This is a genomic window from Streptomyces sp. LaBMicrA B280, from assembly GCF_049222185.1.
Classification (GTDB): Bacteria; Actinomycetota; Actinomycetes; order Streptomycetales; family Streptomycetaceae; genus Streptomyces; species Streptomyces murinus.
The window spans coordinates 71,687-95,988 of record NZ_JBMJCT010000024.1; the positions used below are offsets into that span (position 1 = coordinate 71,687).

21 protein-coding genes are annotated in these 24,302 nt (G+C 72.8%); 17 read left to right on the forward strand and 4 right to left on the reverse strand.

The features are described 5' to 3' along the window. Nucleotides 1-258: 258 nt before the first annotated feature. Entirely contained in the window at nucleotides 259-1,425 is a 1,167-nt protein-coding gene (gene xylA, locus ACLF5H_RS22125) for a xylose isomerase (protein ID WP_421677756.1), read from the reverse strand. Nucleotides 1,426-1,620: 195 nt separating this feature from the next. Here xylA and xylB point away from each other — a divergent pair, with 195 nt between their 5' ends. From xylB to ACLF5H_RS22170, 9 genes are all read left to right on the forward strand, one after another. Further along, the gene (gene xylB, locus ACLF5H_RS22130; protein WP_421677757.1) at nucleotides 1,621-3,066 is read left to right on the forward strand and encodes a xylulokinase; all 1,446 of its coding nucleotides are present in this window, start codon (nucleotides 1,621-1,623) and stop codon (nucleotides 3,064-3,066) included. Nucleotides 3,067-3,105: 39 nt separating this feature from the next. After that, a complete protein-coding gene (locus tag ACLF5H_RS22135; RefSeq protein WP_421677758.1) occupies nucleotides 3,106-4,314 on the forward strand; it encodes an ROK family protein in 1,209 nt (402 codons plus the stop codon). Between the two features lie 363 nt (nucleotides 4,315-4,677). Next, entirely contained in the window at nucleotides 4,678-6,162 is a 1,485-nt protein-coding gene (locus ACLF5H_RS22140; RefSeq protein WP_421677759.1) for an APC family permease, read from the forward strand. A gap of 261 nt (nucleotides 6,163-6,423) precedes the next feature. Then, the gene (locus ACLF5H_RS22145) at nucleotides 6,424-7,437 is read left to right on the forward strand and encodes an acetamidase/formamidase family protein (RefSeq protein ID WP_421677760.1); all 1,014 of its coding nucleotides are present in this window, start codon (nucleotides 6,424-6,426) and stop codon (nucleotides 7,435-7,437) included. Nucleotides 7,438-7,570: 133 nt separating this feature from the next. Continuing rightward, nucleotides 7,571-8,167 (forward strand): N-acetylmuramoyl-L-alanine amidase, encoded by a 597-nt coding sequence (locus tag ACLF5H_RS22150; protein ID WP_421677761.1) that lies wholly within the window; start codon nucleotides 7,571-7,573, stop codon nucleotides 8,165-8,167. Between the two features lie 102 nt (nucleotides 8,168-8,269). Beyond that, entirely contained in the window at nucleotides 8,270-9,577 is a 1,308-nt protein-coding gene (locus tag ACLF5H_RS22155; RefSeq protein ID WP_421677762.1) for a GAF domain-containing protein, read from the forward strand. Between the two features lie 56 nt (nucleotides 9,578-9,633). Beyond that, a complete protein-coding gene (adh, locus tag ACLF5H_RS22160; RefSeq protein WP_421677763.1) occupies nucleotides 9,634-11,157 on the forward strand; it encodes an aldehyde dehydrogenase in 1,524 nt (507 codons plus the stop codon). Between the two features lie 356 nt (nucleotides 11,158-11,513). Further along, nucleotides 11,514-11,981, forward strand: coding sequence for a hypothetical protein (locus tag ACLF5H_RS22165; RefSeq protein WP_421677764.1), 468 nt, complete (start codon nucleotides 11,514-11,516; stop codon nucleotides 11,979-11,981). A 505-nt stretch (nucleotides 11,982-12,486) separates the two neighbouring features. Further along, nucleotides 12,487-13,707, forward strand: a complete 1,221-nt coding sequence (locus ACLF5H_RS22170) for a metallophosphoesterase (RefSeq protein ID WP_421677765.1) — start codon at nucleotides 12,487-12,489, stop codon at nucleotides 13,705-13,707. 93 nt (nucleotides 13,708-13,800) lie between these two features. Here ACLF5H_RS22170 and ACLF5H_RS22175 read toward each other — a convergent pair whose 3' ends face one another. Further along, entirely contained in the window at nucleotides 13,801-14,715 is a 915-nt protein-coding gene (locus ACLF5H_RS22175; protein ID WP_421677766.1) for a LysR family transcriptional regulator, read from the reverse strand. A 100-nt stretch (nucleotides 14,716-14,815) separates the two neighbouring features. On the opposite strand from ACLF5H_RS22175, the gene ACLF5H_RS22180 reads away from it, so the two are divergent. From ACLF5H_RS22180 to ACLF5H_RS22205, 6 genes are all read left to right on the forward strand, one after another. Beyond that, complete coding sequence (locus tag ACLF5H_RS22180) at nucleotides 14,816-15,976, forward strand: MFS transporter (protein ID WP_421677767.1); 1,161 nt, start codon at nucleotides 14,816-14,818, stop codon at nucleotides 15,974-15,976. Nucleotides 15,977-16,102: 126 nt separating this feature from the next. Next, the gene (locus ACLF5H_RS22185; RefSeq protein ID WP_421677768.1) at nucleotides 16,103-17,080 is read left to right on the forward strand and encodes a DUF4129 domain-containing protein; all 978 of its coding nucleotides are present in this window, start codon (nucleotides 16,103-16,105) and stop codon (nucleotides 17,078-17,080) included. Next, a complete protein-coding gene (locus tag ACLF5H_RS22190; protein WP_421677769.1) occupies nucleotides 17,077-17,613 on the forward strand; it encodes a hypothetical protein in 537 nt (178 codons plus the stop codon). Before ACLF5H_RS22185 ends, ACLF5H_RS22190 begins: the two co-directional genes overlap by 4 nt. A gap of 122 nt (nucleotides 17,614-17,735) precedes the next feature. After that, nucleotides 17,736-18,743 carry an AAA family ATPase gene (locus ACLF5H_RS22195; RefSeq protein WP_421677770.1) on the forward strand — a complete coding sequence of 336 codons (1,008 nt, stop codon included), beginning with the start codon at nucleotides 17,736-17,738 and terminating at the stop codon, nucleotides 18,741-18,743. Then, nucleotides 18,740-20,086, forward strand: coding sequence for a DUF58 domain-containing protein (locus ACLF5H_RS22200; RefSeq protein ID WP_421677771.1), 1,347 nt, complete (start codon nucleotides 18,740-18,742; stop codon nucleotides 20,084-20,086). Before ACLF5H_RS22195 ends, ACLF5H_RS22200 begins: the two co-directional genes overlap by 4 nt. Then, nucleotides 20,083-20,676, forward strand: a complete 594-nt coding sequence (locus tag ACLF5H_RS22205) for a hypothetical protein (RefSeq protein WP_421677772.1) — start codon at nucleotides 20,083-20,085, stop codon at nucleotides 20,674-20,676. The genes ACLF5H_RS22200 and ACLF5H_RS22205 overlap by 4 nt, the downstream gene beginning before the upstream one ends. 109 nt (nucleotides 20,677-20,785) lie before the next feature. Here the strand turns inward: ACLF5H_RS22205 and ACLF5H_RS22210 are convergent, their stop codons facing one another. Next, nucleotides 20,786-21,340, reverse strand: a complete 555-nt coding sequence (locus ACLF5H_RS22210; RefSeq protein WP_421677773.1) for a hypothetical protein — start codon at nucleotides 21,338-21,340, stop codon at nucleotides 20,786-20,788. Nucleotides 21,341-21,670: 330 nt separating this feature from the next. Further along, nucleotides 21,671-22,666, reverse strand: coding sequence for a hypothetical protein (locus tag ACLF5H_RS22215; RefSeq protein ID WP_421677774.1), 996 nt, complete (start codon nucleotides 22,664-22,666; stop codon nucleotides 21,671-21,673). 251 nt (nucleotides 22,667-22,917) lie between these two features. Between ACLF5H_RS22215 and ACLF5H_RS22220 the strand changes: the two genes are divergently transcribed. Next, nucleotides 22,918-23,556: a papain-like cysteine protease family protein gene (locus tag ACLF5H_RS22220; RefSeq protein ID WP_421677775.1), complete on the forward strand. Its 639-nt coding sequence runs from the start codon at nucleotides 22,918-22,920 to the stop codon at nucleotides 23,554-23,556. A gap of 5 nt (nucleotides 23,557-23,561) precedes the next feature. After that, nucleotides 23,562-24,302: hypothetical protein (locus ACLF5H_RS22225; protein ID WP_421677776.1), on the forward strand; the 741-nt coding region annotated here is incomplete at its 3' end.

Here is a 24,302-nt window from a genome sequence, read left to right on the forward strand (position 1 = left end):
CTGTGAGAACGGCCTCCGGCCCCCCGCGGTTCCGGGCCTCGCCCCTGAGACATCCCTGATGTGTGCCCCTAGTGGGCGGGCGTCCCGGGTCGGGCGGCAGCCACGGAGCGTGGCGAGGCGACCCAGGTCACGACGTCAGCATAGAGGGGTCGCCGCGCGGACGCCCCTGTCGTGCGCGACGGAACGGCCGGGGGTCACGGCACGCGTACACGGCCGCGCCCCCGGCCTTCCTCCGTCAGCGCCTCGCGCTCGTGGCCGTCAGCCGCGCGCGCCCAGCAGATGGTCCATCGCCAGCTGGTCGAGGTGCTCGAACGCCATGCCGCGCGCGGCGGCGGCATCGACGTCGAAGTCCTCGAAGGCGGCGCGGTCGGCGAGCAGGGCGTCCAGGCCGTCGGACGCGGTCGGCTGGGCCAGCTGGTCCAGGCGGGCGGCACGCAGGGCCGCCTGCACCTCCGGGTCGGCGCGGAAGGCGGCCGCGCGGTCCTTGAGGATCAGGTAGTTGCGCATGCAGCCCGCGGCCGAGGCCCACACGCCGTCGAAGTCCTCGGTCCGCGGCGGCTTGAAGTCGAAGTGCCGCGGGCCCTCGTAACCGGCGCTCTCCAGGAGGTCGACCAGCCAGAACGCCGCCCGCAGGTCGCCGGCGCCGAACCGCAGGTCCTGGTCGTACTTGATGCCGGACTGGCCGTTGAGGTCGATGTGGAAGAGCTTGCCCGCCCACAGGGCCTGCGCGATGCCGTGCGGGAAGTTCAGGCCGGCCATCTGTTCGTGGCCGACCTCCGGGTTGACGCCGTACAGCTCCGGGCGCTCCAGGCGCTCGATGAAGGCCAGGGCGTGACCGACGGTGGGCAGCAGGATGTCGCCGCGGGGCTCGTTTGGCTTGGGCTCGATGGCGAAGCGGAGGTCGTAGCCCTGGGCGGTGACGTACTCGCCGAGGAGGTCGAACGCCTCCTTCATGCGGTCGAGGGCGTCGCGCACGTCCTTGGCGCCACCGGACTCGGCGCCCTCACGGCCGCCCCAGGCGACATACGTCTTGGCGCCCAGCTCGGCCGCCAGGTCGATGTTGCGGATCGTCTTGCGCAGCGCGTACCGGCGCACGTCGCGGTCGTTGGCGGTGAAGCCGCCGTCCTTGAAGACGGGGTGGGTGAAGAGGTTCGTGGTGGCCATGGGCACCGTCATGCCGGTGGCGTCCAGGGCCTGGCGGAAGCGCTTGATGTGCGACTCACGCTCGGTGTCGGAGGACCCGAAGGGGATCAGGTCGTCGTCGTGGAAGGTCACTCCGTAGGCGCCCAGCTCGGCCAGGCGCCGCACCGTCTCGACCGGGTCGAGGGCGGAGCGGGTGGCGTCGCCGAACGGATCCCTTCCCTGCCAGCCGACGGTCCACAGACCGAAGGTGAACCTGTCCTCGGGGGTGGGCTGGAAGCTCATGGCGCGGCTCCTTGTTCCGTACGACTATTTCGTCATGGCTGTTTACAAATTAGTATGCGACCACGCCTCTGGGAAGAGACAAGGTGTCTTCGACCACAAGGTGTCTTCGACAGATGTCTTCCACGGGCGCCCTCAGGGGTGTCCTCGGGAGCCCCCACAGCACATCCCGCTGAGCCGCGGAAGAGGGAGAACCCCATGTCAGCAGCGGAGGGTCCGCTTGTCGTCGGCGTGGACACGTCCACCCAGTCCACGAAGGCGCTGGTCGTCGACGCGGCCACCGGGCAGGTGGTGGCGAGCGGCCAGGCGCCGCACACCGTCACCACCGGCGGGGGCCGGGAGAGCGATCCGCGCCAGTGGTGGGACGCCCTGTGCGAGGCGCTGCGCCAGTGCGGTGACGCGGCGCACGAGGCGGCCGCGATCTCGGTCGGCGGCCAGCAGCACGGCCTGGTCACGCTGGACGAGCGTGGCGAGCCGGTGCGGCCGGCGCTGCTCTGGAACGATGTCCGCTCGGCGCCGCAGGCCCACCGGCTGGTGGAGGAGCTGGGCGGCCCGAAGGTATGGGCCGAGCGCACCGGCAGCGTGCCCGGGGCCTCGTTCACGGCGAGCAAATGGGCTTGGCTCGCCGAGCACGAACCGGAGGCGGCCCGCGCGACCAGGGCTGTACGGCTCCCCCACGACTACCTCACCGAGCGCCTGACCGGGCAGGCCGTCACCGATCGCGGCGATGTCTCCGGCACCGGCTGGTGGGCGTCCGGCACGGAGCGGTACGACGAGGACACCCTGGCGCACCTCGGGCTCGACCCGGCACTGCTGCCCCGGGTGGTGCGTCCGGGCGAGGTGGCCGGGACCGTACGCGACGGACACGGACTGCCTTTCTCCAAGGGCACGTTGGTGGCTTCCGGCACCGGTGACAACGCGGCGGCCGCGCTGGGCCTCGGGCTGCTGCCCGGCACCCCGGTACTGAGCCTCGGGACCTCCGGCACGGTGTACGCCGTGTCCCGGCACCGCCCGGCCGATCCCACCGGCACGGTGGCGGGCTTCGCCGACGCGCGCGGGGACTGGCTGCCGCTGGCCTGCACCCTGAACTGCACCCTCGCCGTGGATCGCGTCGCGGCCCTGCTGGGCCTGGACCGCGAGGCCGTCGCGCCCGGCGGCTCCGTGACGCTCCTGCCGTTCCTGGACGGCGAACGCACCCCCAACCTGCCGAACGCCTCCGGGCTGCTGCACGGGCTGCGCCACGACACGACCGCGGGCCAGCTGCTCCAGGCGGCGTACGACGGGGCGGTGCACTCCCTGCTCGGCGCGCTCGACCTGGTCCTCGACGAGGACGCGGACCGCGACAGCCCGCTGCTGCTGATCGGCGGCGGCGCGCGGGGCCATGCCTGGCAGCAGACCGTACGACGGCTGTCCGGGCGGCCGGTCCAGCTCCCCATGGCCAAGGAACTGGTCGCCCTGGGCGCGGCGGCCCAGGCGGCCGGGCTGTTGACCGGCGAGGATCCGGCTGCGATCGCCCGGCGCTGGAACACCGCGGCGGGACCGGTGCTGGAGCCCGTGTCCCGGGACGAGGAGACGCTGGCCCGGATCGGCGGGGTACTCTCCGACGCGGCCCCGCTGCTGGAACGGGGTACGGAAGACCGCTGAGCCGCGCCGCCGGGCCCCGGAACGAGGATTGACGCAGGCATGACCGCACCGCTGCACGAGGCCCGACCCACGGGAGTCGGCCGGGCTCTGCCGGACACTCAGCAGGGCATGCGCCGGCGCAATCTCGCCCGGGTGCTGCACGCGGTCAGCGCCGAGGGTTCACTCTCCCGGGCCGCGGTGGCCTCGCGCATCGGTCTGACCCGGGCCGCGGTGTCGACCCTGGTGGACGACCTGATCCGCTGGGGGCTGCTGGAGGAACTGGGCCCCGAACGGCCGGGGCGCGTGGGCCGGCCCGGGTCGGCGCTGGCGGTGAGCGGCCGTGGTCCGGCCGGGATCGGGGCCGAGATCGGCGTCGAACACCTCGCGGTGTGCGCGGTCGACCTGCGCGGCGCGGTCCGGGCGCGGGCCGTGCGCCGAGGTGCCAACCGCGGCCGGGCGCCCGAGCCGGTGATCGCGGAGCTGACGACGCTGGTCGGCCAGGTGGTCGCCGAGGCCGAGCGGGAAGAGCTGTGGCCTGCCGGGCTCGCGGTCGCCGTGCCCGGATTGGTGGCGCGGGACAGCCACACGGTCGTACGCGCCCCCAACCTCGAGTGGCGTGACACGGACCTCGGGGCCCTGCTGCCCGGCGGCTGGCCGCTCACCGTGGACAACGAGGCCAACTTCGGCGCGCTGGCCGAGCTGTGGCTGGGCGCCGGCACGCCGCGCGAGTTCCTGCATGTGTCGGCCGAGATCGGCATCGGCGCGGCGATCGTGGTGGACGGGCGACTGCTGCGCGGGACGCGAGGGTTCGCGGGCGAGCTGGGCCATGTGCCCGTACGACCGGACGGGCCGTCCTGCGCCTGCGGCGGACGCGGCTGTCTGGAGCAGTACGCGGGCCAGGAAGCGGTGCTGCGCGCGGCGGGGCTCCAGCCGGGCGAGGACCTGGTCGGCCTGCTCGCGGAGCATGCCGAGAGGGGCGAGGAGGGGGTGCGGGCGGCGCTGCGGGACGCGGGCACGGCCCTCGGCATCGCGCTGACCGGGGCGGTGAACCTGCTCGACCCCGAGACGGTGGTCCTGGGTGGCGCCCTGGCGGGGCTGTCGCCCTGGCTGCTGCCCTCGCTGGAGGCGGAGCTGACGGGCCGTACGGCGGGTCCGGCCTGCCCGGTGGCGGTGTCACCGCTCGGTCCCGAGGGTCCGCTGCTGGGCGCGGCGCACTCCGTCGTCCGTGCCGTGCTGGACGATCCGGCCTCGGTGGCCAAACGTTCCTGACGCTCCGTCAAGCGCGTCAAGCGCCTGCGGACAGATATTTCGTCCGGCGCCTGCGGACAGACGTTTCGTCCCGCGCCTGCGGACAGCGGCGGCAGGCCGCGGTGCCGATGTGTCCGCCGGAGGCTCCGGCGCGATAGCACGGTCCCCGGCGCACTGTCCTCGCCCGAACGAGTGGCGAAGTTATCCACAGGCTTCCGCTTGTCCACGGAACCGTGGCGCACCCTTCTGCCGGGCCCGCCCGCGCCGTACCGTGAATCACACGAGGCACGCGCCGCCGGAGCGTCAGAACCGGCGCGGACCTCGCGATTTGAGCGGCATTCACCCAGCTCGGGCGGCGACGGACGGACAGATATCGGGGGACACATGCGCGGGGAGAGCACCGGGGCTTTGCGGCGTGACGCCATCGGGTTACGCGAGGTCCTGTTCCAGAGCATCACGGCGATGGCGCCGGCCGCCGCGGTGGCCGCGTCCATCCCGGCCGGCGCCGCCTTCGCGGGTGGCAGCCTGCCGCTGGCCGTGCTGGTCGCCCTGGTGGCCTGCCTGTTCACCGCGTCCTGCGTCGCCGAGCTGGCACGCGAGCTGCCCGCGGCCGGCTCGGTCGCCACCTACGCGGCGCGGGGACTGCATCCGGCCGTCGGCTTCCTCGTCGGCTGGGGCTATGTCTTCGTGGAGATGCTGGTCCCCCCGCTGCTGCTCCTGCAACTGGGCTTCACGGTGGCGGGAACACTCCACGACGAATGGCCCTCGTACCCGGCGGATCTGTGGTGGCCGTACTCCCTCGCGGGAGCGGCCGTGATCGCCGCCGCCGGTTACCTGGGCGTGCGCGCCTCGGCCCGCTTCGGCACCGTCCTCGGAGCCTTCGAGGTCCTTGTCTTCCTGGTGTTCGCCGCGCTGCTGATCGGAGGCGCGGGCGGCGCCAACACCCTCTCCGTCTTCGGCACTTCGCATACCGCGGCGGGCCATTCCGGGATCGGCGGGGTGTTCGCGGGATCCGTGTACACCGTGCTGGCCTTCGCCGGGTTCGAGGCGGCGGCACCGCTCGCGGAAGAGACGCGCGACCCCCGGCGGACGATGCATCGCGCGGTGCTGGGCGCGGCCCTGGGCATCGGCCTGTTCTACGTCGTCACCACCTATGCGATGACCGTCTACTTCGGACCCGACCGGTTCGCCCGGTTCGGCGCGTCGGGCGACGCCTCCTGGGAGGGAGTCGCCCGGGCCTCCTTCGGCTTCTTCTGGATGCTGCTGTTCCTCGCGGTGGTCAACTCCACGATCGCCAACGCCAACGCGTGCGCGAACGTGTCGACCCGTACGGCCTTCGCCCTGGCCCGCATCCGGGTTCTGCCCGGGGTGCTCGCCACGCTTCATCCTCGGCACCGCTCCCCCGTCGCGGGCATCGCGGTGCAGACCGTCGTGGCCGTCGCCGCCGTACTGGGCCTCGGTCTCGGCTACGGCCCCGGGACCGCGTTCCTGCTCCTGGCCACGGTGATCGTCACGGTCGTCATCGGTGTCTACATCGTGGTGAACCTCGCGTGCGCCGGCCACTTCATACGGGTCGGCGGCAGTGCCCTCAAGCCGATACGGCATCTGCTGTTCCCGGTGCTGGGCATCGCCGCCTTCGTCCCGGCACTGCTGACGGCAGCCGGCCTGCCGGTGTTCGACTTCGTGACCGAGCTGACGGCACCGGTGTCCTACGCGGGTCCGATCGTCGGCGTCTGGATGGCGGCGGGCGTGGTGGTGCTGCTGGTCCTGATCCGGCGTCATCCCGAGCGCATAGCCGAGACCGCGCGAGTGCACATCGAGGAGGACGCCCCGGCCGACCCGTCGCAGGGCGGCAGCGTGGTCCGCTGACCGGCCCTCTCCCCGGCGCCGCGTGCCGTACGACCGCCCGATGCCCGGTGGTCACAGGTGCCGCCCACCGAACACCACGCCATCCCGCGCCACGCCGACCACCGACCGCCGACCGCCGGCCACGTCACGCTGCGTCTGCTGCCCGGCAGCCCGCACTCCCCCCTTCTCCTCTTGTCCTCCTCCCCTCATCCTCCTCCCCTTGTCCTCTTCCCCCCTCGCCCTCCTCCACGACCCGCCCCACCAGAAGGGACCCACGACACGATGACCGACCCCCGGATCCTCACCGTGCGACCGGAGCCGGGCGAATACGCCTGGACGTTCGGTGGCGCGGCACCCGTGGCCCGCGTCGCGCCCGGCACGGTGCTCGACCTGTTCACGGAGGACTGCTTCGCCGGGCGGGTCCGCTCCGAGAAGGACCTTGTGTCCGAGGTCTGCGAGTTCCCGTTCCTCAATCCCCAGACCGGTCCCTTCCACATCGAGGGCGCGGAACCCGGCGACACGGTGGCCGTGCACTTCGTGTCGATCGAACCGGCACGCGACTGGGCGGCGTCCACGACGGTCCCCCTCTTCGGGGCGCTCACCTCCACCCACGCCACCGCCTCGCTCCAGCCACCGCTGCCGGAGCGGGTCTGGATCTGGGAGCTGGACCGGACCCGGCGCACCGCCCTCTTCCGGGCGCGGGACAGCGACTTCGAGAGGGAGCTGCCCCTGGAGCCGATGCACGGCACGGTGGGCGTGGCGCCGGCGAATCTGGAGGTCCGCTCGGCGCTGGTCCCGGACGCGCACGGCGGAAACATGGACACGCCCGAGATGCGTGCCGGCGTCACCTGCTACCTCGGGGTCAATGTGGAGGGCGCCCTGCTCAGCCTCGGGGACGGGCATGCCCGTCAGGGCGAGGGCGAGACCTGCGGGGTGGCCGTGGAGTGTGCGATGAACACCGTGGTGATCGTGGACCTCCTCAAGGGCGTCGCGACCCCCTGGCCTCGGCTGGAGTCGGACACGCACATCGTCTCGACCGGCTCGGCGCGCCCGTTGGAGGACGCGTTCCGGATATCGCAGGCGGACCTGGTGCGTTGGCTGGTGAGCGACTACGGGTTCAGCGAACTGGACGCGTACCAGTTCGCCACCCAGACGGTCGAGTCACCGCTGGCGAACGTGTGCGACACGAACTACACCTGCGTGGCCAAGCTCCGCAAGGACTGGTTGCCCGCGCGGGAGACCTACCGCGGTGTGCACGCGCGGCTCCGGGAAGCCGCACGGGCGCTGCGCGGCTGACGACCGGTCACGGTACCCCGCACACACCCGCGCCCACCACGACACCCGACACTCCCCCACTCCAAGCGCACCACCGCCCGTACTCCCCTCACTCCCCGACGCCCCCACTCCAGAAAGGCATCCCACGATGGACATGGACCGGGAAAGGCCGCGTCTGAGCAGACGATGGATCCTGAAGGGCGCGGCGCTCGCCGCCGTTCCGTACGCGCTGCTTCCCGAACCGCAGGCAGGGGCGAGCGGTTCCGTCGACTATCCGCCCGCCGAGTGGGTGCCCGCCAGCACCGCCAACTACACGGACTCCAGCCGGCCCGGCAGCTACGCGATCGACCGGGTCATCATCCATGTCACCCAGGAGACGTACGCCAACACCCTGGCCATCTTCCAGAACCCGGACAAGCAGGTGACCGCGCACTACCTGGTGCGCTCCGCGGACGGACACGTCGCCCAGTGCGTGCGCGAGAGCGACATCGCCTGGCACGCGGGCAACTGGAGCTACAACACCCGCAGCGTCGGCATCGAGCACGAGGGCTGGGTGGACCAGCCCGCCTACTTCACCAACGCCCTCTACGAGCAGTCGGCGAAGCTCACGGCGTCCGTCTGCGACAGATACGGCATCCCCAAGGACAGGGAGCACATCATCGGCCACTACCAGGTGCCCGGCACCGACCACACCGATCCCGGCCCCAACTGGGACTGGGTCCGCTACATCCGACTCGTCAACTTCGCTTAGCACAGATCCCGAACCGGCGTCACACCGGTTGTCTGCGCGGACACGGCACGTGACGATGGTCCCAGCCGGATCACCGCCGTAAAACCGTCCGGGGAGGCCGAGTTGACCGATCCGTGGGTGGCCCTGGAACCGGGGGCCGATCCCGCCGAGCGGGTCCGGGTGCTGCGCCGCGCGCACGAGACGTTCACCACGGTGGGCGCGGTGCCGCGCCCGGTCCGGTCGGTGGTGGCGGAGTCGTGGCGGCGCAGCGCGCGGGCCGGGGTCGTACCGGACGGCACGGCGTGCGTGGAGTTGTCCGACGGTGATCTCGGTGTCTACCGGGCGGAGCATCCGCTGGCCCGGGTGATGCCGCTGTTCCGGGAGCTGCTGGGCACGTTCGCCGCCGAGGACGAGCAGTTGCTCGCGGTGTGCGACGCGCAGGGCAGGCTGCTGTGGGTCGAGGGGCACCCGGCGGCGCGGCGGCGGGCGGACGCGATGAACTTCGTGCCGGGGGCGCGCTGGTCGGAGGCGGCGGTGGGCACCAACGCGCCGGGGACCGCCGTGGCGCTGGACCGGCCGGTGCAGGTGTTCGCGGCGGAGCACTTCACCCGGCGGGTGCAGCCCTGGACGTGCGTGGCCGCTCCGGTGCACGATCCGCGCACCGGGCGGGTGCTGGGCGCCGTGGACGTCACCGGTGGGGACGGGCTGGCGCACCCGCACAGCCTGGGGTTCGTGCAGGCCGTGGCGCGGGCGGCGGAGGCCCAGTTGGCGCTGCTCGCTCCGGCGCGGTGTGCCGCGGACCCGCCGACGCTGCGCGCGCTGGGCCGGGACGAGGCCGAACTCATTGTCCAGGGGCGGCGGATGAGGCTGAGCCGTCGGCACAGTGAGATCGCACTGCTGCTGTCACGGCATCCCGAGGGGCTGACGGGTGACGCATTGCTGTGCGCGCTGTACGCGGACGAGTCCGTGACCCCGGTGACGTTGCGGGCGGAACTGGCGCGGTTGCGGCGGTCGTTGGGGCCGGGTCTGCTGGCCTCGCGGCCGTACCGGCTGACGGCCGCGGTCGACGCGGACGCGACCGTGGTGGAGCGGCGGCTGGCGTCGGGGGCGCTCACCGCGGCGGCGCAGGCGTACGCCGGTCCGCTGCTGCCCGGTTCGCAGGCCCCGGCGATCGTACGGCTGCGGGACCGGCTCGCGCGGGGGCTGCGGACGGCGCTGGTCGCGGGGCGCGATCCCGATCTGCTGGCCGACTGGGCGCACGCGCCGTGGGGCGAGGACGACCTCGAGGTGTGGCGGGCGCTCGCGACGGTGCGCCCGACGGCGTCGGTGCGGTCCCGGCTGGCGGCGCTGGAGACGGAGTTGGCCGTGCCGGGCGCGCGGGCAGGGGGGTGGGCCGGGGGCGCAACGTACTTGCAACGTCCGCGCGCCTAGCCTCGCGCCGAGAGCTGCCCAAGGGCGGGCAGCGCTGCACCGGGAGGCACACCAGGATGACTCGTTACGCGGCGCCGGGCACCGAGGGCGCGATCGTCTCCTACCAGTCGCGCTACGACCACTTCATCGGCGGCGAGTACGTGCCGCCGGCGCGCGGGCAGTACTTCGAGAACCCGTCGCCGGTCAACGGACTGCCGTTCACCGAGATCGCGCGCGGTACCGCGGAGGACGTGGAGCGGGCACTGGACGCGGCGCACGCGGCCGCTCCCGGGTGGGGCCGTACGTCGGTGACGGAGCGCTCGGACGTCCTGCGGAAGATCGCCGACCGTATGGAGGCCAACCTCGAAGCCCTCGCGGTGGCGGAGAGCTGGGAGAACGGCAAGCCGGTGCGGGAGACGCTGGCGGCGGACATCCCGCTGGCGATCGACCACTTCCGGTACTTCGCCGGGGCGATCCGGGCGCAGGAGGGGTCGCTGGGCGAGATCGACGACGACACGGTGGCGTACCACTTCCATGAGCCGCTCGGGGTCGTCGCGCAGATCATCCCCTGGAACTTCCCGATCCTGATGGCCACGTGGAAGCTCGCGCCGGCGCTCGCCGCGGGCAACGCGGTGGTGCTCAAGCCGGCCGAGCAGACCCCCGCGTCCATCCACTACTGGGTGAGCCTGATCGCGGACCTGCTGCCGCCGGGGGTGCTGAACATCGTCAACGGGTTCGGTGTCGAGGCGGGCAAGCCGCTGGCGTCGAGCCCGCGGGTGGCGAAGGTGGCGTTCACCGGGGAGACCACGACGGGGCGGCTGATCATGCAGTACGCCTCGGAGAACATCAAGCCGGTCACCCTCGAACTGGGCGGCAAGTCGCCGAACATCTTCTTCGACGACGTATGGGCGCACGACGACGACTTCCGCGACAAGGCGCTGGAAGGCTTCACCATGTTCGCGCTCAACCAGGGCGAGGTGTGCACCTGCCCGTCGCGGGCGCTCGTGCAGCGCGGCCACTACGCGGAGTTCCTGGCGGCCGCGGTCGAGCGCACCCGGCAGATCAAGCCGGGGCACCCGCTCGACACCGACACGATGATCGGCGCCCAGGCGTCCAACGACCAGCTGGAGAAGATCCTCTCCTACCTGGACATCGGCCGGCAGGAGGGCGCGAAGGTCCTCACGGGTGGCGAACGCATCGAGTACGACGGTGAGTTGAAGGGCGGCTACTACGTGCAGCCGACCATCTTCGAGGGCGACAACCGGATGCGGGTCTTCCAGGAGGAGATCTTCGGCCCGGTCGTCTCGGTGGCCTCCTTCGAGGACTTCGACGACGCCATCAAGATCGCCAACGACACGCTGTACGGGCTCGGCGCGGGTGTGTGGACCCGGGACGCCAACACCGCCTACCGCGCGGGCCGCGCGATCCAGGCGGGCCGCGTCTGGACCAACTGCTACCACGCCTACCCGGCGCACGCGGCGTTCGGCGGCTACAAGCAGTCCGGCATCGGGCGCGAGACCCACAAGATGATGCTGGAGCACTACCAGCAGACGAAGAACCTCCTGGTGTCGTACTCGCCGAAGAAGCTGGGCTTCTTCTAGACACCGGACACGAGAAGAGGGGCGCCTGCCGGGGCAGTTTCCCGGCAGGCGCCCCTCTGTCACTCGCTCTGGGCTGCTGGGCGAGGTGCGGCCCCATCACTGGTTCCTCCCGCCTGTCTCCCACCTCTGCGCAAGAAGTTCGCCGTCGCTGAGAACCTCCGTCCGAAGGCGTTCGGGGTGGTCCCTGACGGACAGGGCGCCGGGTGCCTGTTCTTCGGTGACTGCTCTGTGTGATCCCGACGGCCTGACCTCACAGCGCCGAACACAAGCGCCGAGCACAGCAGAGGCGCCACCGGCCGGGGAAGGTTCTCGGCCGGTGGCGCGGTATTTTCAGTACAGAACGAAGGGGTGTGGATGTGCGAGGAATCTCCTCCGATGATTTGATCACGCAGCTCATGCGGCTGCTCCCGGAAGTGGAGCCGCATCTCGACAAGGCGGCAGACCGCCATGGCCTCCGCGCGTCACAGGTGACCCACTGGGAACAGATCACCACCCATCCCGGGACCCTTTTGTCCGAAGTTCTCGCATACCCGCTGTTCCAGCCCCTGATGGAATCACCGGAAATCGACGCGACGGCAGAGGACTTCCTGAAGCGCTGTTTCGAATTCATCGAGGCGCTTGAGGAGGACCCCACGGGTTGGCTGGTGGATACCGCCTACTTCACCTTCGTGGAGACCTTCCTGAAAAGCAGAGAAGTAATCGACCGCGCCCTCCGGTTCGCCGGGCCGAAGACTCGGGCGGAGATTCTTTCCATGCTGAGGGGCTGGAACATCACCGTAGACCCGGCATGGGAGGACCCCGCGCAAAATCACTGTGGCTCCTGAGCCTGAAGGGAGACCGTGCCGATGGTGGGCAGCTGGACGCCGCCGGTTCCGTGCCCGCGACTCGGCAACCGGCGAGCGGGCGTACGCCGAAGTGCGAGCGGCCGAATTCGAGCGGCTGGAGCTGTACTCCGGCCGTATCAGGGGCTCCATCAGCGATGACGGGCTGTCAGCTGACAAGAGCAGGCCGAACCTTCTTCCATGGCGTCGTGGCCACTCCCGTACCCGCACAGCCGCCCGCGCCCGCCGCCCCGGAGACGATCGCGGGCAGCGCTGCGCTGGACGAAGTCCTGGCCGGAGGTCAGCTGCCGCCTACAGCGGAGCTCGCCTGGCGTCCCTATACCCGGCAGGTGGGCCCAAGTGGGGAGTTCCGCTGCCTCGCGGTGTTCATTGCGCGCTCTCCACCGGCGGCAGCACCAAGCACGGCCGTACTCATGAGGGCCGGGCCGGGTCCCGAGGGCGACCGGATACAGTGCGCGAGACGGCAGCCCGGTCAGAGAGGGGAAGCGTGACCGAGACCAGCAGCACCCGACCCGCCGACAGCGAGGCGCAGGCGCCGGGGCGGAGCCGACTGCGCCGCTTGATGCGTTTCATACCTCTGGTCGCCCCCGTCCTGTTGTGGGCCGTGCCCTGCTGGGTGCTTCTGCACGCGGGGCAGCACTGGCCGTTTCCCGTCGCGCTGGTCGGCACCGTCCTGTTCGTCCTCGGCCTCATCGGTATGCCGCTCGCGATGACGCGCGGCCACGGCCGGCGTCAGCGGGACCGGGCGGCGATCATCGGTGACGCCCTGCTGGGTGCCAGCTGGGTTCTGTTCACCTGGTCCGTGCTGCTCGGTGTGCTGTTGCGGCTCGCCCTGACCGTGGCCGGTGTCGGCGGGAGTCAGGACAGGGCTCGCATCGTCACCTGGGCCGTCCTCGGCGTGACCGCCGTCCTGCTCGCCTGGGGGTACGCCGAAGCCCGCCGGGTGCCGCGCGTGCGCCGACTCGATGTGCGACTCCCGCGGCTGGGCCCCGGGTTGGACGGCGTCCGCGTCGCCCTCATCACCGACACCCACTACGGTCCGCTCGATCGAACCCGGTGGTCGGAGCGGGTATGCGAAACCGTGAACACGCTGGAGGCCGACCTGGTCTGCCACACCGGTGACATCGCGGACGGCACGGCCGAGCGCCGCCGCGCACAGGCTGTTCCGCTCGGGACCGTGCGGGCCACCCGGGCCCGGGTGTACGTCACCGGCAACCACGAGTACTACAGCGAGGCCCAGGGCTGGGTCGACCTCATGGACGAGCTGGGCTGGGAACCGCTGCGCAACCGGCATCTGCTGCTCGAACGCGGCGGCGACACCCTCGTGGTCGCCGGTGTGGACGACGTCACCGCCGAGTCGTCCGGCCTGGCGGGCCATCGCGCCCACCTCGCCGGAGCCCTGGACGGCGCCGACCCCGATCTGCCCGTCCTGCTCCTGGCCCACCAGCCCAAGTTCGTCGACCGGGCGGCAGCCGCCGGTATCGACCTCCAGCTCTCCGGGCATACGCACGGCGGCCAGATCTGGCCCTTCCACCACCTCGTCGGCATCGATCAGCCCGCCCTGGCCGGCCTCAGCCACCACGGCGCCCGCACACTCCTCTACACCAGCCGCGGCACCGGCTTCTGGGGCCCGCCGTTCCGTGTCTTCGCCCCCAGCGAGATCACCCTTCTCGTGCTCCGCTCCCCGCACCCGGCCACCGCGCCGTAGCACGGGGGCGCGCCGACGCATTTCCGGTCTGGCCCAGAGTCTGGCCCAGGCTCTGCCTCAAGGTCTGGCTCAAGGTCTGGCCCAGGGTCCCGCTCAGCCCGCGATGACGGGGCCCATGTCCTTCGCGAGGGCCACCGCGAGCGCCCGGAAGATCCGTACCTCCGGGTTGTCGTCACCGGCCCGCACCGCGAGATAGCTGCTCTCCCACGGCGCGTCGAGAACGGGTATGAAGACGGCGCCCGGCCATGCGTAGTACCGCGCGAAGGAGCGCAGACCGGAGCCCGCGGACCGGCCGGTGACCACGCCGGTCAGGACCTCCTGCGGGGTGACGGCGTACTCGGAGCTGCGGCGCTGGGCGCGGTCGCCGAAGTACAGATAGTCGGTGAAGGAGTGCGGGGTGTGTCCCGGCACCCGGAACAGCGGCAGTTCGGTGAGGTCCGCGACGCCGACCCCGGACGTCCGGGCGTCGGCCAGCGGCGACCGTTCGGGCACGACGATGATCCGCTGCTCGGTGGTGAGGACATCCGCGACGAGCCGCTCGTCGTCCGGGGACGGCCGTACGAAGGCCACGTCCACCCGGTCCTCCACCAGCGCGGTCACATGCTCGGTGAAGTCCAGCTGCCGGATCTCCACCCGCACCTCGGGCCGGGCCCGCCGGTAGGCGTTGATGGCCGCGGGCGTCAGCTCCGCCGAGCCGTGGCCCATGATCCCCACCCGCAGTGGCCGCCCGACGTCGGTCTCCAGCGCGACGTCCGCGAGGTCGTCCAGCGCGGCGTTCGCGGCGTCGAGGAGGGTGCGCGCGTGTCCGGCGAACCGTACTCCGGCGGCCGTCGGCACCACGGGGGAGCCCGAGCGGTCCAGGAGCCGCGCGCCGACCTGGTTCTCCAGTCGGCGGATGTGCTGGGTGACGGCGGGCGGCGACAGGAAGAGCCGTGCCGCGGCCCGTCCGAAGTGTCCCTCTTCGACGACCGCCAGGAACGACGACAGCAGCCGCAGGTCAAGCGCCATACGTCCAGGGTAGACGGGGCGCCGGGCCGCTGGCGCGGGCCGTTCACGATTCGTGAACGGCCCGCGCGGACCGAACAGTCGGGCAGGTACGAAGGGGGGCATGACCGCACCTCCTGTCACGGCCCCGAACACCGTGCCCGTCACCGCCCTTCCCACGAACTCCGGCGCCCGGAACGGCCGCGCCGCATGGATCATGCTGGCCTCCGGCTGGAGCGCCAACCAGTTCTCGGCCCTGCTCGGCGCCTACCGGAGCCACCTCGGCCTCACCGAGTCCACGGTGACCGGCCTGTTCGCGGTGTATGTCGTCGGTCTGATACCCGCGCTGCTGCTCGCGGGCCCGCTCGCGGACCGCAGGGGACGACGCCCGGTGGCGCTCACGGCCCTCGCGCTCAACGTCCTGTCCACCGTGTTCCTCATGGCGGGCGGCGCGTGGGGCGGTACCTGGCTGCTGCTGCCCGGCCGCTTCCTGACCGGGGTCAGCGCGGGCGCGCTGCTGGCCGCGGGCAGCGCCTGGATCAAGGAACTCTCCGGCTCGCCGCGCCGCTCCGGCCTGTTCGTCTCCGCGGGCTTCGCGACGGGCGGCCTCGTGGCGGCGTGCATAGCGCGGTGGGCGCCCTGGCCGATGGTGACGGCGTACGTCCCGCACCTCGTCCTCGGCGCGTTGGCGGGCTCGCTCGCACTGGCCGCGCCGGAGACGGGCGGATCGCTCCCGGTGCACGGCTGCGAAGCCGCCCGCGAAGACGCCGGCCACCGCTTTCGGCGCACGGTCCTGCCCCTGGCGCCCTGGGTCTTCGCGGCGCCCACCATCGGGTTCGTGACGCTGCCGAGCACTCTGCACAGCGGTCTGGTCCTCACGGGCGTCGCGACGGCCGTGGTCCCCGGCACCGGTCTGCTCACCGCACGGCGGGCCCCGGCCACGCCCGCCGCGAGCCTCCTGGTCGTGGCGGTCGGCACGGCGATCGCCGCCGTCGCCGCCGCGACGGCCAACGAGCCCCTCGCCCTCCTCGCCGCGATCGTCCTCGGCGCGGGCTACGGGCTGGCCCTCACGCACGGGCTGACCCGGACCGCGGCTCTCGCCCCGCCCCACCGGCTCGCCCGCTGGACGGCCTGGTTCTGGACGGTGGCATACCTCGGCATGTTCACCCCGTACGTCCTCACGCTCCTCGGCCACGTCACGACGACACCCGTGCTGCTGACGGCCGTCACCCTGGCCGCCCTCGCCCACGCCGGGTTCGTTCTCAGGAAGGGGAGGGAGCAGTAGGAGAGGAGAGAGAGGGGATCTGCGGTGCACCGGGGGTTCCGGCCGGGCCGTCCCGCCGGTGCCCCCCTGCCGACACGTCGTCAATCAGTATGCAAAGCTGCCGATCACACGGGAGGGGTGTGGGCGGTGGGGCGAGAGCATACGGCGAGTGCGCGGCGGCGGCACGGGACGATCGGCGCCGCGCAGATCGCGTTGACGGCGCTGGTGGTGGGCGGAGTGGCGCTGGCAGCGCTGCTGTTGCGCCCCGGCACGGGCCTGTCGGCCAAGGGGCGCGGGCCGCTCGGCGGCAATGCGGTGCTCGTGGTCGGTCTCGCCCTGCTGGCGCTCCTCGGCGGCTTTTGGCTGCGCGAGAAGTATCGGGAGCAGATCCGCGCCGTCCGGGGGCTCGACCCGGTGGAACAGCGGGTGGTCGACGTCGTGAGCCGCGTACTGCCGGTCGCGTCGCTGGTCGTACCGCTGCTCGTCCTGGCCTTGCACCGGTTCGGTTCGTCCGGTGGCCCCGAGGCCGAGCACCGGCGCGGCGACGGACCGACGGCGTCTCCCAGCCCGAGGCCAGCTCCGATGCCCGACCTGCCGACCGGCGAGCACGCCGAGCACGGCTCGCGCCTCGAACTGACGCCCATTCTGCTCGGTCTCGGCATCGTCCTGGTCGTCGTGCTCGTCGTAATCGTCGTGGTCGTGGGGCTGTACCTGTGGCGGGTTCGGGCCCGGCCGCCGGTGCCCGAGGCCCCGGCGGCGCTCGGCGACGAACGCGAGCGGCTGACCCGGGCCGTGGACTCCGGGCGCCGTGCCCTGCTGGACGGAACCGACGCCCGCGCGGCGGTCATCGCCTGCTACGCCTCCATGGAAGAGTCGCTCGCCGCCTCCGGGGTGGCCCGGCGCGCCTCGGACAGCCCGCAGGACCTGCTGGAGCGGGCTGCCGCGGGCGGGCTGCCCGCGCGGGCGGCCGTCGTCGAGCTCACCGCCTTGTTCCGTGAGGCTCGTTACTCCACGCACCCGATGGACGACGGCCACCGCGACCGGGCCGCCGCGGCTCTCGCCGAGATCGCCGACGGCCTGCGCGCGCGGGCGTCCGGGCCCGAAGCCGTGGCGGGTGCCTCGTGAAGGTGCCCCCGCGGATACAGACCTTCGTCGGCGCCGTGGTGCGGACGCCCGGATCGATACGGCACTCGGTCGTCGTCCTGGGCAGCGTCGCCGTCACGGCCGAGGTGCTGCTCGCCCTGGCCGACGGTGCCGCCGCGGCCGTCACCGGCTTCGCCCTGGTCACCGCGGGCGCGCTGGTCCTGGTGCGCTATGCCGCGGGCGGCGGCGCCCAGGACAGCGACCACCGCAAGCGGGTACGCCTGCTCGGCAGCCACGCCCCGGCGCTCGGCGGGTGGCGGCGCATCGTGGCCAAGACCTTCGAGGACGACGGCGAGGTGCATCTGCGCACCGTCATGAGGCCGCAGTTGCAGCGGCTGTTCGCCGCCCGGCTGGCCGAGCGGCACGGCGTGGTGATGCACCGGAACCCGCGACGGGCCCGGGCGCTGGTCGGCGCCGAGCTGTGGCCGTGGATCGACCCCGAGGCATCGGCTCCGGGGCCCACCCTCCCCGAACCCGTGCTGCGTGCCCTGCTCGACCGTCTGGAAGCCCTGTGACCCGCGGCGCCGCGGCTGACCCCGCGGCCCGCGCACCCGCCCCCGACCCCGCCTCACCTCCACCTCCACCTCCATCTCCACCTCCGCCTCCGTCCCGCTCCCCGTCCCGTGAGGATCCGACCGTGACCAGCACGCAGCCCGTCCCGGACCACGACACCCTGACCCCGCGGCAGGCGGGTGAAGCGGCCGCGGCCGTGCTCGACGAGATCGGCACCGCCGTGGTCGGCAAGAGGGAGTCCCTGGCGCTGGTGATGCTCGGTGTCCTCGCCGGTGGTCACATCCTCATCGAGGACCTGCCCGGGCTCGGGAAGACGCTGCTGGCCCGCTCCTTCGCCACCGCTCTCGGCCTGGACTTCCGCCGGATCCAGTTCACCCCCGACCTGCTGCCCTCCGATGTCACCGGCGCTCCGTTCTACGACCAGCGCAGCGCCGACATGGTCTTCCGGCCCGGCCCGGTCTTCACCCACCTGCTGCTCGCCGACGAGATCAACCGCACCCCGCCCAAGACCCAGGCCGCGCTGCTGGAGGCGATGGCCGAGTCCCAGGTGTCCATCGACGGGAGCACCCGGCCGCTGCCGGATCCCTTCGTGGTCGTCGCGACGGCCAACCCCATCGAGTACGAGGGCACGTACACCCTGCCCGAGGCACAGCTCGACCGGTTTCTGCTGCGCGTGCGGATGGGCTATCTGACGGCGGCCCAGGAGACCGGGATGCTGCGCGCGCGTATCGACCGGGCGGCCCCCGAGGCAGTGGTGCGCACGCTCAGCGGGCCGGGCGAGGTCCTGGCCATGCGGGCCGCCGTCGAACGCGTCGAGGTGGACGACGACCTGCTGGAGTACGTCGTCGCGCTGGTCGGCGCCACCCGGGCGCACCCGCACGTCCAGGTCGGCGCCTCGCCGCGCGGCGGCCTCGCCCTGGTGCAGCTGGCCCGCGCCCGTGCCGTCCTGGACCTGCGCGACTACGCGACCCCGGAGGACGTCAAATCCGTGGCGGTACCGGCCCTCGCGCACCGCGTCAGCCTCAAGCCGGAGCTGTGGGTCCGGCAGATCGACGGCGACGACGTGATCCGGGAGATCGTACAGACCGTACCCGCCCCGAAGACCCTGCCGCGCACGCCGGTCGTGTCATGACCGAGCCGGTGCCGACCAGCAAAGCGGCCGCCGCCGTCCAACGGGCCCTGGCCGACCGCCCGGACCTGAGCGCCGAGCCTCCGCCACCGCCCCCGCCCGGCTGGCGTACCGGTGAACGCGCGCTGCGGCTGGGCACGTTGGCGGTCGTCGCGCTGGTCGCCGCGCTGGTCACCGGGCGCCCCTGGCTGCTCGCGCTCGCCGCCGCGCCCCTGGTGCTGCTCGCCCTCGCCCTGCCGAGCGGGTCGCGCCCGGGCACGGTGACGGCCGAGGCCGAGGTGGAGCCCCGGCGGTGCTTCGAGGGTGAGCGGGTGACGGTGCGGATCGCGGTGGCCTGCGACGGTGAGACCGGCCGTCTGGACCCCGGCATCACCCTCGGCCACGGGGTCCGGCTGGACCACCTGGCGGTCGGCCCGCGCCATGTCGATCTCGTGCTGACCGTGCGGCGCTGGGGCCGCTGGACGCTCGGCACGGTCGACGTCGACGTCTACGACCTCGGTGGGCTGGCCCGGCGCACCGTACGGGTCGATCTCGGTGAGATCGCCGTCTTCCCGCGCCCCGGGCACGCCGGCCTCACACCCATCCCGGTGCGGCTGCCGCAACGGCTCGGCGAGCACACCGCCCCGCAGCGCGGCGAGGGCATCGAGGTCACCGGCGTGCACCCGTACGTGGTCGGCGAACGGCAGCGGCGGATCCACTGGCCGGCCACCACCCGGCGCGGCAGCCTCCAGGTCCACCAGTTCGCCGCGGAGCGCACGGCGGACACCGTGGTGCTGCTGGACGTGCTCGCCGACGTGGTCGACCCGGTGACCGGCGCCTCCTCGCTCGACGAGACCTTCCGGGCCGCCGCGGGGCTGGTCCGCGCCTACCTTCGCGCCCACGACCGGGTCGGCGTCGTATCGGTCGGCGGCGTGACCCGCTGGCTGCAACCGGGCGGCGGCCAGGGGTACTTCTACCGCGTCGTCGAGAGTGTGCTGGACGTCCGCAAGGACGCCGCGTACCGCACGGAGGGGATCGGCCTGCTCCCGCCGCCCGCGTTGCCGCGAGGCGCGCTGGTGTACGTCATCACGCCGCTGACCGACCAGCGGATCTTCGACATCCTGCACCAGGTGCGCGCCCGGGCCAACCCGATGGTCGTGGTCGAGATCCCGACCGGCGAACCGGCCCTGGAAGCCGGTGACACCGAGGGCGAACTCGCGCTGCGGCTGTGGCGGGCCGACCGCGACGCCATGCGCTTCGCCCTGGTGGAACGCGGCATCGCGGTCATCGCCCACCGGCCCGGTGAGAGCCTGGACCTCGCGCTCGCGCCGCTGTTGCGCACCCGCATCCACGGGGGGACCCGATGACCGATGCCGCCGCCCGGCCGGATCCGCGCCCGGCCGGCAGCCGAGCCGCGCTGCTCCGCGCGCGTCTCACCTCCCGGCTCACCGATCGCCTGCTCGGCACGGCCCTTGTCGTCGGGGCCTGCGATCCGCCGTCCGCCCTGCACGCGTCATGGCCGGTCAAGGTGCTGGTCCTGGGAGCGGCGGGGGCCGCGTGGTGGGCCGCTCCGATGGTCGACGCGCGCCCCGTTCTGACCTCCATGCGCCGACGCGCCGTGGCGGCCCGCCGCCGGACGACCGTGCTGCCGGCCGCGGCGATCGCGGTCGCGGCGTACACCGACCCCCCGGTCCCGCTGGTCGTCTGCGTCGCCGCGCTGCTGCTCGCCTACCTGCTGGCCACCGACGCGTGGACGGTCGGTGTCACCGCCCCGCCCGGCCGACCGCGGGCGGCACCCGCGCTGACCGCCGCCGCGGCGACCGCGGTGGTACTGCTCGCCGCCCAGGCGCCGGTGGTGGGCACCTCGTGGGGACGGCTGCTGGCCTCACTCGCCATCGCCGCGGCCGCGGTCTGCCTGGTCCTGGCACTGCGCACCCGGCGCAGACCGCCCGGCTGACCACCGCGCCGATTGGGCGCGGTGGCCGAGCACGGTGGCCGAGCGCCGTCGCCGGGCGCGGTGGCCGCCGCGTGGGCGCGGTCCCGCGAACCGCGCCGGTGACCCGCCGTCAGGCGCTCAGACGGTCCCGGTCCCCCATCACCACGACGGGGTGGAGGCGGGGGTTCAGGGTGCGCAGCAGAGTCTTCATCCCGGACTCGGGAACGGTGACACACGCGGACGTACCGTCACCGTGGTCCAGGTGCAGCCATATGCCGCCGCCCTTCTCCACTCCCTGCGGGCGGTTCCAGTCGAACGGCGCGACGCCCTTGAGCCGGTTGTAGTCGATGGCGATGACGTAGTCGAAGTCGTGGACGTGCTCGTCGCCCTCCTCCGTCATCGCCGCGTAGGCGTTGTCGTCGTACCAGTAGGGCAGGCGGCTGCCGGGGTCTTCGAGGGACCCGCCCGCGTCCGTCAGGGAGAACGCGCCGACGGGGCTGCGCTCGTCGTCCAGGCGATGGTCGGTCGTCCAGCCCTGCCTGCCGTTGTGCGCGGGCCAGGTACCCGCGAGTTTCCAGGCGGTGCCCTTTCGCTCGTAGAGCACGACGGTGCTCTCGTCCGAGTCCCGGTCGTCGCCGTAGACGACCACCGCCTGGCGGCTGTCGGCCGGTACGCGCTTGGACATACGGCTTCCGACGCCCGGAAGGCGGGGCACCGCACCCGGGTTGGGGGACCCGGACGCCACCGGGATGCTGAGACCCGGCGCACCGGCGTGGTTCGGGCGCCCGCCGTCTCCGGCACACGCCGCGGTGCCGGCCAGCAGCACACCGCAGACGAGGGCCACGGGTATGACATGACGCGCCCCACGGCGCCGCGCCGACACTGGACTGGTCCGTACCACAGTAGATATCCGCATGATCAGGATGCTGCGGCGGGCGACCGCGGCCTGCATCCGCAGACGGCATCCGGCCTAACAGAAGGGCGTTCGCGCCGCCCCCGCCTTCGGGACCGGGCTCTAGTCCCACTCCCAGGTGATGCCGAGGACGCCCGGGCGGATCTGCTGCTCCACGAGATGGACCGAGCCGTGGGCGTTGAGGGTCAGGTCGGTGACCGACGTGCGGGGGGCGGTTGCCGAGGGGCGGGTGAAGCGGCGGCAGTGGACGGGGAGGGCGGCGCGGTCGAAGCCGATCTGGAGGGCGTACTGGCCGCCGCCGTAGGTGAAGCCGCGCACGTACTCCTCGCTGGGCGCGCCCGTTCCGTCCTCGAAGCGGTAGCCGAGGACGGCGGTCTCACCGGTTCTCAGCCGCGCGTCGAAGAGCAGTTCCACGACGACGATCCCCGAGGCGCCGTCGCGCCGGGTCCGCCCGACCCGGCAGTTGCCGAGGCCGCGTACCCGGACCCGTTCCGTGTCGCAGCCCGGGTCGCCGAGGTGGATGGCGAGATAGCGGTCGACGCCGTCGCGGTGGGCCCGTACGACATGGTGCGAGTCCCGTGCGAGCAGTTCCCGGCGGGCGCCGATGTGCACGTGCTCGTAGTGGATGACGGTGTGCAGCCCGCCGTCCTGCGGTGCGGCGAGGCTCGCCAGCAGTGATTCGAGCGCGGCGGCCGGTTCGAGGAGGGCGCGGTACGGACGGGCCGGGGGGCGGTCGCCGCTCGCGCGTGGTCCGATCAGCCGGGTGAGCGCGTGCGGGGGAAGCTCCAGGACCTCCTCCAGTACGGTGACGGCGCGCAGCGACTCGGGCCGGTCGGGCCGCCGTAGACCGCGCTGCCAGTAGCTGAGGCTGGTCACCCCGACCCGTATGCCTCGCTGGGCGAGCCGGTGCTGGACCCGGTGCAGTGCCAGCCCGCGCGCGGCGAGCGCGGCCCGGAGCGCGATGGCGAACGGGCCGGTGCGCAGGGCTTCGGCGAGTTCGGCCTCGGGGGTGGCGGGAGGGGCGGGGCGGCGGGACGGGCCGAGGGCCGGGTCACCGGGGCGCGGGGGGACATGGCGATCGGTAGCACGTGCTGCCATCGGGGCTCTTCCCTCTCCCGGCCCCCGTGATCGTCCTCCAGTGAACGTTCACTTCCCGTACGGGCACGGGGTGTTGCCTACGGGCCGCCACCTGCCGGCACCGCGGGGGCGTTCACAACCGTACTCGCGAAGTTTACTTCACCACCATCCCGCGGCGGATGCCGTTGACCGGGGCCCGGCGGCTGATCAAAGCTGCTGTGGCAGCGTCCGGACGCGCACCGCCACCCCCCACCCTGACTGGGAGCACTGCCATGTCCACCTTCAACCGGGGCCGTATACGGCTGGCGTCGCTGGCCCTCACGGCCGTCGCCGTCCTGACGCCCGCGTTCCTCCCGGCGGCCACCGCGCACGCCGCACCCGAGTCCGTGCGAAAGGCGGCGCCTTCGGCCGCCGCTCGCCCCGCGCTCGCCGCCGCCAAGCGGCTGAACATCACCATGCAGGCGCAGCAGAACAGCAATTGGTGCTGGGCGGCGAGCGGCAACACCATCGCCTCGTGGTTCGGGCGCGACTACAACCAGAACCAGTTCTGCGACGCCGCGTTCGGCCGCCCCCAGGGCAGCCCCTGCGGCAACTGGCAGGCGTCGCTGGACAATGTGCAGAGCGCCCTGGACTGGATGGGCATCAACCCCGGTACGTACGTGCGGGGTTACTTGCGCTACGCCACCGTGCAGAAGGAGATCGAGGCCGGCCGCCCCGTCGAGACGCGCATCGAGTGGAGCTCCGGGGGCGGGCACATGCATGTGCTCTACGGCTACGACGCCTCCGCCGGGCAGGTCTACTGGGGCGACCCCTGGCCCTCCAACTCCCGCTACAACTGGGCGGATTACGACTACTACGTGGACAACAACTCGTTCACCTGGACGCATTCGCTCTACGGGATCGGAGCGTGACCCCCATGACCTCGACCCGTCCGCGCACGGCCGTCGTCGCCCTGCTCGCCGCCACGGCCCTCGGCGTCCTCACCCCCGCCTCCGCCCACGCGGCCTCCGGTTTCCCCGCGCCCTTCACCACCTCGGCCACCGCCCAGGCACGGGAGGCGGCGTCCAGCCCCGCCACCCTCCACACCCTGTCGCGCTTCTTCGCCCGCGGCGGCGCCCTCAAGGCGGACGCGGCCCGCCCGCGTCTGGTCGGGCCCTCGGTGACCGTCTACTCCCTCGCTCCCGGTTTCGTCGCCGGGCGACCGGGCGCTCCCGTCGCAGCCCCGCAGTTCGTCGCGAGCAAGGCGGTCGCCGCCGACGGCCAGGTCGCCTCCCTGTGGACGGTACGGACGGCGCGGGGGTGGAAGGTCGTCAACATCGCGACCGGCGGCGACGAGACCGACTACGTCGGCAAGGCGCACGGCCGCGGAACCGTCTTCCAGGAGCCGCAGATCGACGCCTGGTACGTGGTGCGCGACGGCCGCGTGCTCCCGCTCGACCCCGACGCGCGCCGCGCCGTGGGCAAGGCCGGTGTCTCCCTGGCCGACTACCAGCGCCTGGTCCACAAGAAGTACGGCGACAAGCTCCCCGGCTCCGCCTACGACCGGGCGGGCAAGGGCGGCGGCTACGACGGCACCCCCGCGTCCGCGCCCGCGTCCGCCGCCCACCCGGCCACCGCGTCGGCCGCCACCGCGTCCACGGCCTTCACCGCGGCCGTC